The organism is Aporhodopirellula sallentina SM41 (assembly GCF_000346505.1).
Lineage (GTDB): Bacteria > Planctomycetota > Planctomycetia > Pirellulales > Pirellulaceae > Rhodopirellula > Rhodopirellula sallentina.
In genome coordinates this window covers 1-16,209 of sequence record NZ_ANOH01000458.1, presented here as the reverse complement: position 1 = coordinate 16,209, position 16,209 = coordinate 1, and the positions used below count along the sequence as shown (strand labels likewise).

Genomic DNA, 16,209 nt, shown 5'->3' with positions numbered 1-16,209 from the left:
TCTAATCGGGGGCGCTGCACTGTCAACGAAATGCACCGTTTCCGACGCGATTGCGACCGACAAAGTTCCCACGGTTTATGACGACACCTGTCCTAACCGCTACAAACCTACCGGAATCCGCCGTGGGAGCCGTCGTCGACCCCTTCTGCAGGGATCCGGCGGGGCCGTCTCCACGCCGGAATTACGTGTCCGTGAGCGCGGCCGGTCAGTCTGAAACCTTGATCAACTGAACCTTTAGGACGTCCCGGTCCCTTGGGCAAAGTTTGCGGCCTGGCTCCGGTCTGCAGCGTCATCGAGACCGCGTTTTCGCGACAAAGGCAGCGAATGTTCTCGGCGTTTTGTCGATTTTGAAGGGAAACCCCGAGGCTCGCGATTGGCTATTTGCTATTGGCACGATGCGCAAGCCAGCCGTTGTGTAATCCCTCGCCGGCGCAGCGGGCTCGCAAACCGACAGATCGTTTAGCGGGAATTCCTGACGCTCGATGGCGGGGGCGCCGTGGAGGTTTAACGGCTGTAGCGGTTATCGCGGTTTCTCGTAGCGAGTTAGCCTGCTCCAGGCCGCCCGGACGATGACCTTTCTTGGAAACCCGTCTCGATTTTATGCCCACGAGTGTCAAGATGTTCGACCGTTCGACAGCGTCCCCGAAAGATCAAGCGTTTCAAGGTACCGAAAAGATTGTCGGCATCTGGCGGCTCGGATCACGGCTGACACGCGGAACGGGGACAGAGTTGTTTCTAGCGCAGCCCGCTGACAGCCAAGGCAATCCTCGCTACGACTACGTGTTAAAGACCGTCGCGGGTGTGGTTTCGAACGATGTCGGTGATGTCCCCGCCGCCAACGCGATCCGTGACGCTCAACGTCAGATCGGCCAGTCGATCCAGGCGGCCGGGGTCACGCATCCGAACCTGATCGCGATTCTCGATGCGTCCGGTTCACCTCATGCGCCGTACGTGGTGATGCCTCGACTCGACGCGGTTTCGATGGACCAGCGTACGCAGCAGATCGAGCATTTTGCCGTGCCGGTTGCCCTGTGGTGGACGCGTCAGATCGGACAGGCACTGGAAAAACTCCATGCCGCAGGGTGGGTGCACGGTGATGTGAAGCCCGAGAACATTCTGATCGACGCCAAAGGGCACGTCACTTTGATCGATCTCGGTTTCGCCGCTCGCACTCACACCCCAATGCACCGAGTATTTCGCGGTACGCCGGACTACGCGTCGCCGGAGTTGATGAGCGGTTCGACCGCGGCGCTTCCTGCGATGGACGTTTTTGCCCTCGGACGCGTGTTGTGGGAGAGTCTTTCGGCTACCTCTCCGGTTTCCCAGCACGTGATCGAACCGGTTGCTGAGTTGATTGAGAGCATGGTCGCTAGCGATCCGCTCGAGCGACCGACGATCAGCACGGTCGTTCAGCGTTTGCTTTCGCTCGAAATTCAAACCCTCGGCGGTCACATCGGTCCGAGCGTCTCCGCCCAGCGAATCGCTGCCTAAACGCAGCAGCCGGTGGAGTCTCCGCTCAGTCGCGGTTATTACTTAGGATCGTGATGCACAGTCCGGTCATCACGGATGTGCTCGCGATCAAGCCGAGCAGTCCCAAGAGGCTCAGCCGTTCGATTCCGGCGACGCTAGTATCCGGGAACAACAGCGGCGGGACTTCGTAGGCGAGCAGCAGGGATGACCCCAGGAAGACGGCGCTCGCCATCAAGCCGAGGACCAACCGGTTGACCGACGGCGTGATCCGTTTGGGGTCCAGGCGAATCTGCAATTGGCCCAGTCGAGTTTGGTTCAGAACCGCGAGAAGCTGCTCGGGAGCCTCTTCGAGAAACGCTTCGTTCTCGAGGTAGATCCGCCGAGCCTGGCGGAGACGGCGAGTCGGCGTCAGTCGGCGAAACATGACCTTTCGCAAATACGTTCGCACGATGTCGAGCGAATCGAATCCGACGCCTAATTCCCGCAGCGTCCCTTCCAGCGAGATCAGCATTTTCAGCAGCAATGCGGATTGGTTGGGCAGTGTAATCCCGTGGCGGTGAAGGATTTCCGTGAGTTCATTCAACGCCCCGCTGAGGTCGAATCGGTCGAGTGATTGACGTCCATAGGTGTCGACAAAGTCAGCGACATCGATTTCCAACGCGGCTTGATCGAGATCCAGTCGAGGATTCCCGACGCCGCGAATCAACCGAGTCAATCGCCGCCGGTCACCTGAATTGATCGCGACCAACATTTCTTCGATGGACTCGCGGAGGGTCTCGTCGATCCGCCCCGTCATGCCGAAGTCGAGAATCCCAAGCCGCTTGTCGTCCAGGAAAATCAGGTTCCCGGGGTGAGGGTCGGCGTGAAAGAACCCGTCCTCGAACACCATCTTGAGATAGACTTTCGCCAGCCGCGCACCGATGTCCGGTGGGAGTTTCTCTTTCGTGACCTCGATGCGGACCTCCGAATCATCGGGCGAAACACGATGGTTGTCCCCGTTCGGCGAGCGATCCTCGCCGGCCGTTTTTTCAGCAGAGGCGGCGGTCAGGCTCTCCGATTCGTTCTTTCTCGCTGATTCCGAATGCGAGAATATCGATGCCAAGGGCGTTCCGATCATTTCTTCCATGACCAGAACACGACGGGTGCAAAGATGGTCCACCACGGCAGGAACGGCGACTTCGGCCTGTTCTGGGGCCAACGCGTCGGCAAACTGTTTCAGGCTGCTGCGTTCGCGATTGAAATCAAGTTCGTGCAACACCATCGGGCGTAACTGCCGGACCATTTCCCGTGGCCCCCAGACGGCGATCGTGTCGACTCGGGCTGCGAGTTGGGCCAGGCCTTCGAGAACCTCGATGTCCTGTCGCATCAGGCGATCGATCCCTGATCGTTGAACCTTCAGGACGACCCGACTGCCATCGAGCAAGACCGCGCGGTGAACCTGCCCGATCGATGCGGTAGCCAACGGCGTGTAGCAGATCGATGAAAAGTTTTTCTCAAAATCATCGCCGAGTTCTGATCGCAGCGTGGCTCGAACCTGTTCGGCGGTGTCCGGTTCCACTCGGCCGCGTAAGCGTTTGAGTTCGTCCGCCAGTTCGATCCCGACAAGGTCAGGCCGCGACGCGAGGACCTGTCCGACTTTGATGAACGTCGGTCCGAGCTCGGTGATTGCCATTCGGATCCGTTCCACCCGAGAATACTGGGTTAATGGCACACCCGATCGGTCTTTGATCCAATTTCGAAACGGCAGGCTTTGTGAGCGACTGAGCCAGTCGGCCAACCCGTAACGGCGCAGCACCAATAGAATCTCGCGTCCCCGACGCAGATTTCGGTACAGACTCGGAATGGAAGTCAGCTTCATCACAAGAGCTACATTAACTACGACACTGCCGAATCGGGATGCTTAAAAAACGAATCCGCTTCGCTACACTCTGGCGATTCTCCACATTTTTAGGAAGGTAGCGATTCTGGCGATGAACCCGTTTGCCAACGACTGGACCGCCGCGATCGCGACAACGTTTGCCCTAATGGCCGTTTCGTCGGCGGTTGCCGTGGTGATTGGGATTCCGTCGGCTGCCTGCGCCGTCGTGCTCCGGCAATCACACTGTTCGCACCGGGGGGCGGATGTCCTGCGACGGGGGTTAGTGCAAGGATGGTTTCTTGCGATGCTGTTTTCGATCGTGACGCCGCTGATCTTGCATGCGGCCGTCTGGGAATCGACAGCTGGCAAGTTCGGTTGGTTGATGAAGACGATGACCGGTGGAAACCTGTTCTGGGTTGGTTGGATTCACGGTGTTCACGGTGCCGCTATTGTTGCGGTCGCAACTTATTGGGCGACGCTTAACATCGAACCGGCGGTCATCAAACACGCCGAGATGGATTTCGGGCGTTTGGGGGCTTGGTTCCGCGTGCGATTGCCGCTCGCGTTTCCTTGGTTGCTAGTCGCGGTGGTTATCGTTTGGCTACTCGCCGCAACGGAGATGAGCGTCGCGGATCTGCATAGTGTTCGGACGGTAGCGGATCAATTCTATCTCTTCTATTCACTCGACCCGAATTTCACCGCCGTCTCGGTCACGACATGGTTGCCGATGTTGATCGGCGGTGTGCCCGCCCTGGTTTGGATGCGGTTGCGAAATCGCAGTCTGTTCGTCGCGGCAAAGCGGATTGGAGGGGAAGGAGTTCATCCCGATCTGAAAAGTGCCAGCCAACAATTAAATGGTTTTGATCAGCGAAGCGATTTCGGGGGCGGCGGACTCGTCGCGGCGGTCGGAGTGCTTGTTTCGGTCGTGGTATGTCAGGGAGCGATTGTTGCAGGTCTGGTGATGCAGTCCGGGCACAGTGTCCGTATCGAGCGAGGGGAGTCGATCGCCGCCTGGTCTTGGGATGCATGTGTTCGAGCGATCGGAAATGCACCGTCGCTGTTTGCGAGCGAGTACGCCTGGACGTTCCAACTCGCGGTGTTCACTTCGCTCGCCGTGACTCCCGTCGCATGGGCGATCGCTCGTGTCGGTCGAGGAAACCGTACGCTCGGTTGGGCATTTGATTGCCTTGCGACGGTGATCTTTCTCGTTCCCGGTCCGATTGTCGGTCTAGTCGTTGTCAAGTTGTTTGCCTGCGGCCTGCCGCTCGCAGAAAAACTGGCAACACAGACGCTCGTGCCAACGATCCTCAGCGTGGGGATACGCAGTGGCGTGATCGCGTATTTCATTATCCGCGTCGCCTACCGGCAGATTGACCCGTCGGTTTGGAACGCGGGTCGCATGGAACTCCCTTTATTCGCTCGCGTTTTGCGAGTTGAGGTGCCGTTGCTGTGGCCATCGATCTTGGCCGCGTTCATCATCACAGGTGTGGTCGCCAGCGGTGACGTGCCTGCCACGTTGCCAGTGTTGCCGCCCGGTGTGACCACGGTGGGCACGCGACTGTTTGGGCTACTGCACAGCGGTTCCCGATATCACGAAGCTTCGCTCGCGTTCTGGTACCTGGTGGCGATTCTCTCGCTGAGCGGAATCGCTTGGCGAGTCCTCATGCTGCGATTTCATCGTTAAGCAGGCAGATCCAGGTTCGAGAACCTGCAAGACCGCGGGTTGGGAAAGCCGGAGCCGCGAAGACCTGTCTGCGTAAAAAAAGCTCGCCCACGATCGATAGATCATGGACGAGCTTCGTTGTTCGAAAAGGAACAGGCGTTCTTTAACGCATTACCGGATTCGAAGTCGGGTAACTCGACGCTTTGCTCGTGCTGCCAGGCATGTAGCCGGTAGGCTGTACCGAGCCGCTCGGTGACGCCGTTGCGGTCGATCCGCTCGCGGTGGTTGCCGTTTGGTACTCAGGCGCACCTGTGCTCGCGGTGGTGGACGAATTGATCGGAGTCGAAGCACCACTCGGGGAGGAATCCGAAGGTGGAAGACTCAGCGACGCGACTGCGGTTTGCTGAGCGGCTGCCGAGGTGGTAGCGGAGTTGCCCGGCATGGTCATCGCGTTTTGCGTCGTTGTGTTTTGCGTCGTCGCGGACGGGGGTGTCGGTGAAGACGTTGACGCTGTTGTCGTTGCCGGAGGCGTCATGCTGCTCGGCAAAGTGAACCCGTTCGTTGGCTGCGACGAATTCGTCGAACCCGCTGCGAGTCGAGTCGGGGCCAGGTTGTTCAGCGGTGGCATTTCAAAGCCGTTGCTCGTCGACGTGGTCGGCTTGCTCGACGCTGTCGATGTCGTTGGGGTGCTCGTCTTGGCACCTAACTGATAACCCGATGGCATCGAGGAAGCAGACGGTGGCGTTGTCGGAGTGGATGCTGCATAGCCGTTCGCCGCAGCGGCAGCGTAGCTAGGAGTGGTCGCCGACGGCGTTGCTCCAGGCGTGGGGCTTGTGCGGCCTGGCATCGCGTAGGCCGGTGGAACGGATTGACCGTTGTTAGCGAACGATGTCGACGGTGTTGGGCTGCTCGAGGTCGATGGCGGCATGCTCGTCGGGAAGCCTCCGGGGACGCCGCTTTCGGGAGCCTGCGTGCGCGAACCGGCCAGTGCGTAAGGGTTCGATCCGGTCGGAAGGCTCGGAGTACTCGGGGTCGCGTTGGAACCCGCCGGTGCGGTGCCACCGGCGATGGATGCGATCGCTTCCGGGGTGGCACGCGAGGACGGTGGTGTCGGATAGGTGGTGGTCGGACCGCTTCCGGCGAGCGTCTCGGCCGATGGCTCGCCACGTCTTCCGAACATGTTCCATGAAGGCTTTCCGCTGCGGCAACCGACCGAGGGCAGCGTCACCAACACGCACGCAGCAATCGCGGCACGGCGGGCGTAACGGGTGAGTTTGTTTTCGGCGAATTCCGTTCGCTTCATCGTCGCATCCTTAGGCAAGGGAGCGGGTGCATCGAGGTTGTTTGTTGACGTCCATCCACAGCGATCGGCCGTTTTTAAAGGCAAATCGAGTTAAATCTGAAAATTCGTCACAGATTATCGCGATGGTCGACCGCATTCAAAATGCGATTGATGTCGCCGTGTCTACGGTCAAAACGGCCTCTTCCCGCCATGGTTGCCCCCGTCGTAGGAGTTTTGGTTCGACAGTGTCAATGCCAGCCGACCTAGGGACGCGAAAATACAGGGAAACAGCAAAATTCAGCCGAAAGGTTTTTGCGCGTAACGGAGGGGTTTTCTGATCGCACCCCCTTTTAGAACGGGTACCATGAACACGGGGCCAGTCAAATCGCATTCTCCAATGATCCGTCGCACGGTTGAAAGGAGCGGGCAGACAGTGATGCGGCACTCACACCATGCCGAGACGTCGGCGAGAAACGCAATGGACGGCGATCGAGCTGCATTCGGTATCGACGGTCCATCTGCTCGACAGATTGTTCCAGAGCGTCCGACCTCGCGACTGCCCAATACGAAGACGGTCGCCGTCGACGCGGATCACGAACCTGACGAGATCACGGTTGCGATCGAACCTCCCGAATCACCTCGATTGATAACCGACCGATACGCGGTTCTCCATTGCATTGACACCGGCGGGATGGGAATCGTTTACCGGGCACATGATCGCCTACTCGATCGTTATGTCGCGGTCAAAGTTCTACGGCCCGACCGTGCGACGCCCCGGCTCGTCGACACGTTTCTGCGGGAGGCCCGAACGATGGGTTTCTTGTCTCATCCCGGGATACCCCCGATCTATGAAACCGGGGTTTGTGAAAATGGCCAGCCGTTTCTCGTCATGAAACTGGTCAGTGGGATCACGCTGCGAAGTCTGCTCGGCGACAAGGCAGTCGAGCGAGGAGAACTGTTGCAGATCTTTACTGACGTTTGTCACACGATGGCGTATGCACATTCTCGGGGCGTTCTGCATCTCGATCTCAAACCGGCCAATGTGATGGTCGGCGAGTTCGGTGAGGTGAACGTGATGGATTGGGGATCGGCAAAGCATTTCAATCGGCCTGATTCGATTGCGTCTTCGCAAGACTGCGACCCCATGCATCCAACCTCGGACCAATCGACCGATCATCAAGATGCTATCGAGAGTTCAACCGCAACTGAAAACAACGACGTCGATGAGGCAAACGCGGGATCAATCGATGGGACTCCGCAATACATGTCACCCGAACAGGCACGTGGAGACCGACTCGACCCCCGCGCCGACGTGTTTAGCCTCGGAGGAATCCTCTGTGAGATTTTGAGCGGGCATGCTCCGTACGAAGGTAGGAATCCGAAACAGATTTATCGCCGCGCCATCCGCGGAAGAACGTTCGTTTGTCTCGAACGGTTGATCGGTTGTGGCGTCGACGATGCCTTGATTCGTTTGGCCGTTGAATGCCTTCAGGTCGATTCCAATCAACGTCCCCGAGACGCGACGCGGTTGTCACAAATCATGACCGCACATCAAGCCTCGACGCTGCAGAGTGTGCAGAGCGATATGACGCGGTTCTTTGAATTGTCGCCGGACATGTTCTGTATTGCCGATCACAACGGCTACTTTGTTCGCATCAACGAGAACTTTACGAAGGTGCTCGGCCACTCTCGCGAAACCTTGCTTTCGAATCCGTTTCTGAGCTTCGTGCATGAAGACGACCGGGCGCGAACGCTGTCGCAAATGTCAGGACTGCAAAACGGCCGTCCCGTCGTGCGATTCCGAAATCGTTACATCACCGCCGGTGGTGACTATACGACGATCGAATGGACTGCAAAAGCGATCGAAGGCGAACACCTGATTTACGCGGTGGCCAGAGACATCAGCGTGCACACCACCTAGATCTGTTCGCGAACAAAACCGAGGTCGGTGTTTTCGCAAAGGTGCTTCGGTCAGATCGGCAGCAAAGAATGAATCGGTCGCTAGACCAAGTCGCGATCACGAACGCCTAGCAAGTACAACACCGCGTCCAGTCCGAGTGTGGAGACTTGATGTCGTGCCGATTCACGAACGATCGGTTTGGCGTGGAACGCAATCCCCAATCCGGCTCGTGAGAGCATCGGCAAATCATTCGCCCCGTCACCGATCGCGATTGTTTGCTCGCAGTCGATTCCAATACTCGCGGCGAGCTGTTCGAGCAGTTCCGCCTTTCGATTGGCGTTGACGATTTGTCCGACCACGCGTCCGGTCAACTTCCCGTCGACGATCTCCAATTCGTTCGCGTGCACATCGTCGACATCGAGACGTGAGCGAAGGTACTCGCCAAAGTAACTGAAGCCGCCTGAAAGGATCGCGGTCCGATATCCGAATCGTTTCAAATTCGAAAGAAGACGCTCGGCGCCCTCGGTTAACTCCAGCCGTTCGGCAATTTTCGGCAGCACCGATTCCGGCAGTCCTTCGAGCGAGGCAACGCGTCGGCGAAGTGACTCGTCGAAATCGATTTCGCCCCGCATGGCTGCTTCGGTGATCGCGGACACCTTGTCGCCGACACCGGCTTCTTTGGCGATCTCGTCGATCACTTCGGCTTGCAATAACGTCGAGTCCATATCGAGCGCGACCACACGTCGGTTTCGTCGAAACGCGTCGTCTTGCTGCCACGCCAAATCCAAATCGAGTCGGCTCGAAAGATCCAACAAACTGGCTTTCAAACGATCCGGATCTTCAGGGTCTCCACGCAGTGAAAACTCCACGCACGCACGAGTCGGTTTGCCGTTGGAAATCCGTTTGGGGCGTCCCGACAAACGGGTAATCACATCGATGTTGAGCCCCTGATCAGCGACAAGCCGGCTGACCGCGGCAAACTGTTCCGCCGTCACCGCTCGCGAAAGGAGGGTCAGGATGTACCGAGACTTCCCCTCACCGCTGACCCAAACGTCGTAGGCGGAGTCCTCGATCGGTGTGTGCTTGCACTTCAGGTCCAACTTCTCTGCCCGACGACGCATCTTCTGCGTCACCTTGTCGGGGTCCACGTCGTCCGGCACGCGAACCATCAAACCGAGCAACAACGATCGGTGAATGACGGCTTGATTGACGTCGATGATCTTGCAACCGAATTTGGCGAAGTGGTCCGACAGGGACGCGGTCAATCCCGGTCGGTCTTCCCCGGTGAATCGGAACAAGATCGTCGTGGCGGTGGCTTTGTTAGACTCTTTCATAGCCCGCGAATCGTAGCGATCGCTTGCCGAGGCGTCAAAGTGGCTGGTTTGAACTTCTTTTCGCGTCGGGAAACGCATCCGCGGTCGGCGGCGCCACTGTCCAGACGCGGGCGGCGGGATGAGGCAGAAAGTTCACAAAAACTAAACGATTGCGGTGACAAACGTCATCAGGAGTCTCTCGGTCGGGTGAGTCCGAGTTGACCCGGTGAAGCTCGCGGTGCCCTCATGACGCGAGCTAAAATTCGGGCTCCCCACCCATGTCGCCGTCCTCGCGTGGGTCGCCACACCACTGATTGAGAGCCTCGATGACGCGATCACGATCAGCGTGATGAGTCCAAATTGAATCATCGACGTCGAGACGAACCTCGTAGTATCCTTCGCGGACGCAGTCTTCTTCCCCGCAGAAATGAGGAAGGTCGGCTACCCACACGATGCGGTACAAAGGGACATGTTTGTCGTCGATTTTGATCAGCGGTTTGTGCATGAGGCTCTCGCGTTGCTTCGAATGCGGCGGTTCCGCGGATGGATTAGTTTGCCAATTCGCGACTGCGTTCGGCGGCTCGGGCAACCGCGTCGATCAATGCGCCGCGTACCGCATTCTGTTCCAGCACCCGCATTGCGGCAATAGTCGTTCCGCCTGGGCTGCACACATTATCCTTCAACACGCCGGGATGCTCCCCGGTGTCGCGTACCATGGTGGCGGCTCCGCGTACCGTTTGCGCGGCTAATGCCAACGCCGTTTGGCGAGGCAATCCTGCGGCCACGCCGCCGTCGGCGAGGGCTTCGATAATGAGGTAAATGTACGCAGGCCCCGATCCACTGACCCCGGTGACGGCGTCGAGTTGGTTCTCGCTCACGCGGACGACGTAACCGACACTGCCGAGCATCGATTCGACCCATTCCACGTCCGTGCTCGTTACGCTCTCGGCGGTGCTGAACGCGGAGGCGCCTTCACCAACGAGGCTCGGCGTGTTGGGCATGACTCTCACAACGCGGGCGTGTCCGGCTCCGGCCGAGATCGTTGATAGCGGCACCCCGGCGGCGATCGAGATAACCAGTTTGCCGGTCATGTCTGCTTTCGGGTCTGCCAAGACCGGCCCAATAATGTGTGGCTTTACCGCCAAAACGACAATTTCACTCGAGTCGAATGCACTCTGTCCGTCGGGATCCTCGGAACCTGACATCATCTGACATTCAGGATAGTGCTCGGTCCACCACCGGCCGGTGGCCGGGGAAGGGGCGACCACGGTCAGTTTACTGGTATCGAGCACGCCTTTTTGAATCATACCGCCGACAAAGGCACGTGCCATTTGGCCGCCACCGACGACGGTCATGTGGGGAAGTTGCATTTTGGTTTGCTATGTAATGGAAGAAAGTTGGATCGGTTGATGTGCCGACGAGTCCGATTGAGATGCGTGCGAATCATTGCGGCACGACCAGATATCGACGCGGTAGACGCAGTCCGTAATTGGTCGCGATCGGTTCGATGGATAGCCGACCGTGACCCGTCCGCAATCGCAATGGGGGATCCATTGTGCGGCAGCCCGCGTGATTAAAACCCGGCGTGCGGAACACACTGTGGTTGGCGTCTGTCCACAACCGGTTAAGAAACCGCCCGCCCGCGGATCGCGATCACCCGACCGGCTCGCGTGAGGGCGATCGATCCCAAAGGGTCAATAAGTGCCCGCTGGACGCTGCTGAGTTTTTGCTAGCAGCTTGATCAACGCGACTCGTAGGTTCTTGATGCTCAAGGGTAGCGGTAGAAGCAGTCGGTTGGAACCACGAACTGCTTTTTGCACGATGTGTTGCTGCCGCGGGTCGACCAGCATGACCGCGGGGATGTCTTTGGTGTCTTCGTTCTCGGCAAATTTGTTGTAGGCATCCAACGCGTCGTTGCCCAATTCCGACGCGCCGAAAATGACGCAGTCCGCGGGCGGTTCGATGGCGTCAACGAATCGAGCCAACGCTCGTTCCGGGTTCGCAATGATGAGAACCTTGTAACCGCGAGCCTTGAGTCGTTCGCGGATTGCGTTTTGCAGGTCGGTTTTCGATTCCACGAACATCACAATGTAGCCTTCGCCCTCATTGGTGATGATTTGATCGTCGCCGACATCCTCCGCGTTGACTTTGGTTGCCGTATGCTCGACCGGACCGTGGTTCCCGCGTTTCAAGTCCTCCATCACGCCCTTGATGGCCGACACCATTGCCTTGCACGATTGGACGCGCAGTTCCGGATTGAACTCCATTAGGTTCAGCAGCAACTGATTAACCAAGCCTGGGATATCGGGAACGTAGTCCTGAACGGGGCGGATGTCTTGGAAACGAGTGATGTTCAGCCGAGCCATCCGGTCACGCGTCTCGGTCAACGCCGGTGTCCCCGCGAGCATGTGATAGAGCATGTTCCCCGCAAAGAACACGTCGCTGCGAGGATCGTCTTTGCGTACGTTGGTTCCTCGTTCCAATGCGGCATAGTCGATCGCCCGAGCGTTCGGGCAATCGGCGACCACCTCCGGGTTTCCACGGTCAGCGAGAGCCGCCAATCCGAAGTCCACCAACTTCGCCACACCGGACGAACTGATCAAAACGTTCGACAACTTCAAGTCACGGTGGGAGATGCCCAGTTCCGCCGCGAACGCCAAACCCTGAGCGATCTCGTAAATCAATTTCAGCGACAAATCGATCGGCAGCTTGCCACGGATTTTGACCAATTCGCGAAGCGTTTGCCCTTCGATGAACTCCATCACCAAGAAAGGATTGTGACGATCCGCTACGACGTCGATGATCCGCACGATGTTGGGATGCTTTAGTTTTAATCCCATCTTGCCTTCCCGAAGGAACTGCTCGAGTTCTTTGGGTTCATCGCGGAACCGTTTCCGCAGCACTTTGACTGCGAAGACCTCCCCGTCCTTTTCAGCGCGATACACGCGGGCGAACGTACCGGCACCAATCAGGTAGAGAACCTTGTAGTCGCCGTAGAAGTACCCGATGCGGTCTCCTCGGAGCACCTTCTCGGTCTGCAGCGTCGTAATCAGCCCGCGTCGTTGCAGTTGGTCGATCACGTCCACCAACGGCACTTCGCCCACACCGAGTTCACCGATGGCCCGGTTAACATCGAGACGTTCGGCGATGCCCACGGAAACAACGCGGTTGACGAACTCATCGGTGGTCAGGGGGGCAGCCATAGCTTTTAAATGAAAAGAACGGTTCGCAGTGGGAATAGTGCAGGAGAGGGAAGGTGCCAATGATGGTCGTTCGCGGCGGAACGTCCGAAGGCGATCCCCGTCCGAGGTACCGGTCTTCGTTCCGTGATTCCGCCCGACCGGCTCCACCGGCGTTTCCCGTCAGTGTCCCGAAGTCCCTCATTTGACCTGTCAGCGGAAGAAATTAGGAACGTCGATTTCCGGTTTCCGGTTTCCGGTTTCTGGGGCTCGGACCGCTGAGTGCCGCAGCGAAGATTCCGTTGGGGTGTCAGAGGGTTGGGGAAGTTGGTTTAGGAAACGTCAGTTCAGCCGGCGTCGACGGCAATCTGCCAATCGTCCTGCAGACTCAAGCGACTTCACCGCATTTGCATCACGTCGAAAAGTCCGATCAGCCCATTTTACTCGCCTCGCAGATTATGGCGAGACTCTTTGGCGGATTGTCTGACGGAACGAGGCCCCGGAGACACGTGTTTTGCGTCAATTTTCGAATCCCAAGACGAATCCGTCACGGATTGGCCTGGTTTCGCCCTGTCGCGGCAGCATGTGGTCCCGCGTATCGCCAATCTCTCGCACGACGCGCGGTTGGTTTGATTGGACGCGTTGAACACCTCGAAATGCAACGATTTGCCGTGCAATGCTGATTCTTGCCGGACAATGCCGATTCCTCCCGAGATTGACCGCGAACCAGTGGGCCCGCGTATCCGACATAGAACGCAGCAGCCGAAAACTAACACGGCATCCGAAAATAATTCAGCCGCTGAAAGACGAAGTCTCGCTTCGGCACGGATTTCTTCCCCTCGCGACAACGAACGCGGAAGTGATAGCATGGGATCCATGGAATTTCCCGAAAAAGCACTCGATTCGCCCGCAGGACACGAAGCCCTCCGGATCATTGACCGTCTCCGTGAAGCCGGGTTTGTCTCGGTGCTCGCGGGTGGTTGCGTGCGGGACGCCTTGCTCAGACGTCCTCCCAAAGATTTCGACGTTGCCACCGACGCCACCCCTGATTCGGTGCAGCAGGTTTTCGGTCGCCGGCAGACCATCGCGTTCGGCGCATCGTTTGGGGTGATCGGTGTGTTGCCACCGAAATCGAAAGAGAAAACCGCCGCGACAGTCACACCGACCGAAGTGGCGACGTTTCGGGCCGACGGGAACTACTCCGATGGTCGACGCCCCGATCATGTGACGTATGGAACGGCCGAGGCTGACGCGGCACGACGTGATTTCACAATTAACGGTCTTTTTTACGACCCGTCGCGGCGAGAAATTCTCGACTACGTTGGTGGGATTCCTGACCTGGAATTGATGCACCTGCGGACCATCGGCAACGCTCATCGACGTTTCGATGAAGACAAGCTGCGGATGCTACGCGCGGTGCGATTCGTGACGACACTTGGTCTCACGGTTGAGGAGTCAACTCTTTCGGCGATCGAGGCTCACGCGGATTCCATTTCGCTCGTCAGCGGTGAGCGGATCGGCGCGGAGATGCGACGTGTCGTCTGCCATCACAATGCCGTCGTCGGTTACAAAATGTTGGTGGATACCGGCCTGCAGAAACATGTTTGGCCCTCTTTAGAGAATAGTGACTGGCCCCTTCTCGAGACCCACCTTCGTCGTGCCGAGCAATGTTCATTCGAAGTAGGGATGTCGACGACGCTTTCGAGCCTTCATTCATCGATTCGTGCGGCAATCAATGACCTGAAAAAAATTGCAAACCGATGGAGACTTTCCACGGCAGAACAAAGATCGATCGAGACAGCGATTCGGCTCGCTCCCGAAATTGTGGGCTGTGCCGATGCGGCTTGGTCCCACTTGCAGCCGATCCTTATCGACCGAGATATCGACACCGTCATTGCGACTGCTGCCGCACTCGCGGAGGATCGCAGCGGCGTCGATCGTGCGATCCGCGAGTTGCAACGCGAACCCTCGTCGCTCAACCCGGAGCCGCTGTTGACGGGGAACGATCTGATTCAATCCGGAATCACCCCCGGCCCGAAATTTCGCAGTTGGTTGAGTGAGATCCGCCGAATGCAACTCGATGACGAGATCGATTGCACCGATGACGCCATGGCTTGGGTGCAGCGTCAATCCTGACCCATTGACGATCGTTGAACAGTCTGACCCACGCCCTCGTCTCGGCGATTGAGGTGCTATTGGGCGACTTCAAACCTCAGCGATGGTGCGAACTCGCGATCCCGTTCCTTGCTCAAGAACCTGATCGGGATGCCACGTTCGGAACCTCCCCTGACGACGAAACTGACCGTTCGTCCCCACGAGTCGAGGATGAACTGGGTGAGTTTGTCGCTCGAAAAGTCAGCAAACTTTTGCTTTCTTTGTAAGTCAGCCACATCGACCGCATCGCTATTCCACGTGGCCAACAGGGGCAACGATTCCACGCTTCCCGACGAAACCGAGTTTTTCCACAGCAGCGGCTTATTCTGCGTTTCGTCTTCTCGCCACGCCTCGGCATCGGGATCTTCCCAACCGTAAACGTGCAGAGTTGTTTTATTGATCTTTTGACCGATCAAAAACGCCATACTGAGAGTGACCGATTGCACGTCAGCACGTTTGAACTCGGGGGAACGTAGATCGAAACGCAAGTGAATGTGTTTGAGGTCCTGTTCGTTCCTCGTTTGCACGATCAGGAGGTGTTTGGTTCCTTGCGACTTCCCTTTGGTATCACCTCGATGCGTTGTCGTGTCCGCGCCGATGCCTATGACGTTGCTAACGAACAAATCAACGGTCTCCACCGGTGCAGTCTCGGTAGGGCCGTCCATGTTTTCGGATGAATCGACGGGTTGTTCTGGCCCAGGGAAATCGGGTTTGGGCATCGACTCTTCTGCCGCGTTGCTGCTTTCGGTGGGGCGACTTGCATCCGACGCCGTTTCGGTGAGAGGGCTGTTTGCCTCGGTCGAACTCGTTGATGCTCGGGACGACTCTGGATCGGAAGGACGAGGCTCCGGTGCAGGAGGTGGTTGCTGCCTGGTCGTCTGTGTCGAACGGGCGTTACCTAGGTTCGCCGGGCTAGCGTTTTCTGACGTCGTGCTGGGGCGACCGGGTTGCTGGGAGGACGCGTTCCGGTTTTGTTGAGGTTCTTTGTTGCTGTTCTGCTGGTTTGGATTGGTGCGGGGAGTCGCGCCGTTGGAAGCACCCGGATTTGGATGATTGGCGGTGGGCGTTCCTTGGTTGGGATTGGTGACGACGTAGGTTTCTCCTTGATCGGGGATCACCATCCAAAAAATCCCGAGGACCAATAGCAATGTGCCCAGCACGCCCGCGCCCATCCAGACCACAGGACTGACCGTGGCGGCGGGGGCAGGTTTTTTAGGTTGTTTGGCGGTCGCTCCGCGATGGGGCATGGAACGGGGCACGGCCGCGGGTGCACTCGGCGGTAACGTTGCCGCGGGAGCAGGTACCGATAGCGGATCGAATGCGGGGGTCATCCCACCACTTCGATACGGTTCGGGAAACGGGTTCGGGTTCGGATTGTTTGCTGACGACC

11 protein-coding genes are annotated in these 16,209 nt (G+C 58.0%); 4 read left to right on the top strand and 7 right to left on the bottom strand.

The window, feature by feature from the left end:
• Window positions 1-618: 618 nt before the first annotated feature.
• On the top strand, window positions 619-1,491 hold the full coding sequence (locus RSSM_RS29905; protein WP_008688740.1) for a protein kinase family protein: 873 nt from the start codon (window positions 619-621) through the stop codon (window positions 1,489-1,491).
• A gap of 25 nt (window positions 1,492-1,516) precedes the next feature.
• Here RSSM_RS29905 and RSSM_RS29900 read toward each other — a convergent pair whose 3' ends face one another.
• Complete coding sequence (locus RSSM_RS29900) at window positions 1,517-3,328, bottom strand: ABC1 kinase family protein (RefSeq protein WP_044304026.1); 1,812 nt, start codon at window positions 3,326-3,328, stop codon at window positions 1,517-1,519.
• A 112-nt stretch (window positions 3,329-3,440) separates the two neighbouring features.
• On the opposite strand from RSSM_RS29900, the gene RSSM_RS29895 reads away from it, so the two are divergent.
• Window positions 3,441-5,012, top strand: coding sequence for an ABC transporter permease family protein (locus RSSM_RS29895; RefSeq protein WP_008688735.1), 1,572 nt, complete (start codon window positions 3,441-3,443; stop codon window positions 5,010-5,012).
• A gap of 142 nt (window positions 5,013-5,154) precedes the next feature.
• Here RSSM_RS29895 and RSSM_RS29890 read toward each other — a convergent pair whose 3' ends face one another.
• Window positions 5,155-6,294, bottom strand: a complete 1,140-nt coding sequence (locus tag RSSM_RS29890; protein ID WP_144060228.1) for a hypothetical protein — start codon at window positions 6,292-6,294, stop codon at window positions 5,155-5,157.
• A gap of 457 nt (window positions 6,295-6,751) precedes the next feature.
• Here RSSM_RS29890 and RSSM_RS29885 point away from each other — a divergent pair, with 457 nt between their 5' ends.
• Complete coding sequence (locus RSSM_RS29885) at window positions 6,752-8,194, top strand: protein kinase domain-containing protein (protein ID WP_144060227.1); 1,443 nt, start codon at window positions 6,752-6,754, stop codon at window positions 8,192-8,194.
• 80 nt (window positions 8,195-8,274) lie between these two features.
• Here RSSM_RS29885 and serB read toward each other — a convergent pair whose 3' ends face one another.
• The 4 genes from serB to RSSM_RS29865 all read right to left on the bottom strand — a co-directional run bounded on the left by serB (window position 8,275) and on the right by RSSM_RS29865 (window position 12,689).
• Window positions 8,275-9,507: a phosphoserine phosphatase SerB gene (gene serB / locus RSSM_RS29880; protein ID WP_044304030.1), complete on the bottom strand. Its 1,233-nt coding sequence runs from the start codon at window positions 9,505-9,507 to the stop codon at window positions 8,275-8,277.
• Window positions 9,508-9,742: 235 nt separating this feature from the next.
• Window positions 9,743-9,991, bottom strand: coding sequence for a hypothetical protein (locus RSSM_RS29875; protein ID WP_008688728.1), 249 nt, complete (start codon window positions 9,989-9,991; stop codon window positions 9,743-9,745).
• A gap of 43 nt (window positions 9,992-10,034) precedes the next feature.
• Window positions 10,035-10,856 carry a pyrroline-5-carboxylate reductase gene (gene proC / locus RSSM_RS29870; RefSeq protein WP_008688725.1) on the bottom strand — a complete coding sequence of 274 codons (822 nt, stop codon included), beginning with the start codon at window positions 10,854-10,856 and terminating at the stop codon, window positions 10,035-10,037.
• Between the two features lie 324 nt (window positions 10,857-11,180).
• Window positions 11,181-12,689, bottom strand: a complete 1,509-nt coding sequence (locus RSSM_RS29865) for a serine/threonine-protein kinase (RefSeq protein WP_008688723.1) — start codon at window positions 12,687-12,689, stop codon at window positions 11,181-11,183.
• Between the two features lie 852 nt (window positions 12,690-13,541).
• Here RSSM_RS29865 and RSSM_RS29860 point away from each other — a divergent pair.
• Window positions 13,542-14,801, top strand: a complete 1,260-nt coding sequence (locus RSSM_RS29860; RefSeq protein WP_008688719.1) for a CCA tRNA nucleotidyltransferase — start codon at window positions 13,542-13,544, stop codon at window positions 14,799-14,801.
• 56 nt (window positions 14,802-14,857) lie between these two features.
• Here the strand turns inward: RSSM_RS29860 and RSSM_RS29855 are convergent, their stop codons facing one another.
• Window positions 14,858-16,066 carry a CBM96 family carbohydrate-binding protein gene (locus RSSM_RS29855; RefSeq protein ID WP_008688717.1) on the bottom strand — a complete coding sequence of 403 codons (1,209 nt, stop codon included), beginning with the start codon at window positions 16,064-16,066 and terminating at the stop codon, window positions 14,858-14,860.
• Between the last annotated feature and the right edge of the window lie 143 nt (window positions 16,067-16,209).

What these genes read in the sequence shown, in the direction of transcription:
- RSSM_RS29905 (WP_008688740.1), top strand. Translation starts at nt 619, where the DNA reads ATGTTCGACCGTTCGACAGCGTCCCCGAAAGATCAAGCGTTTCAAGGT.
- RSSM_RS29900 (WP_044304026.1), bottom strand. Translation starts at nt 3,328, where the DNA reads ATGAAGCTGACTTCCATTCCGAGTCTGTACCGAAATCTGCGTCGGGGA.
- RSSM_RS29895 (WP_008688735.1), top strand. Translation starts at nt 3,441, where the DNA reads ATGAACCCGTTTGCCAACGACTGGACCGCCGCGATCGCGACAACGTTT.
- RSSM_RS29890 (WP_144060228.1), bottom strand. Translation starts at nt 6,294, where the DNA reads ATGAAGCGAACGGAATTCGCCGAAAACAAACTCACCCGTTACGCCCGC.
- RSSM_RS29885 (WP_144060227.1), top strand. Translation starts at nt 6,752, where the DNA reads ATGGACGGCGATCGAGCTGCATTCGGTATCGACGGTCCATCTGCTCGA.
- serB (WP_044304030.1), bottom strand. Translation starts at nt 9,507, where the DNA reads ATGAAAGAGTCTAACAAAGCCACCGCCACGACGATCTTGTTCCGATTC.
- RSSM_RS29875 (WP_008688728.1), bottom strand. Translation starts at nt 9,991, where the DNA reads ATGCACAAACCGCTGATCAAAATCGACGACAAACATGTCCCTTTGTAC.
- proC (WP_008688725.1), bottom strand. Translation starts at nt 10,856, where the DNA reads ATGCAACTTCCCCACATGACCGTCGTCGGTGGCGGCCAAATGGCACGT.
- RSSM_RS29865 (WP_008688723.1), bottom strand. Translation starts at nt 12,689, where the DNA reads ATGGCTGCCCCCCTGACCACCGATGAGTTCGTCAACCGCGTTGTTTCC.
- RSSM_RS29860 (WP_008688719.1), top strand. Translation starts at nt 13,542, where the DNA reads ATGGAATTTCCCGAAAAAGCACTCGATTCGCCCGCAGGACACGAAGCC.
- RSSM_RS29855 (WP_008688717.1), bottom strand. Translation starts at nt 16,066, where the DNA reads ATGCCCCATCGCGGAGCGACCGCCAAACAACCTAAAAAACCTGCCCCC.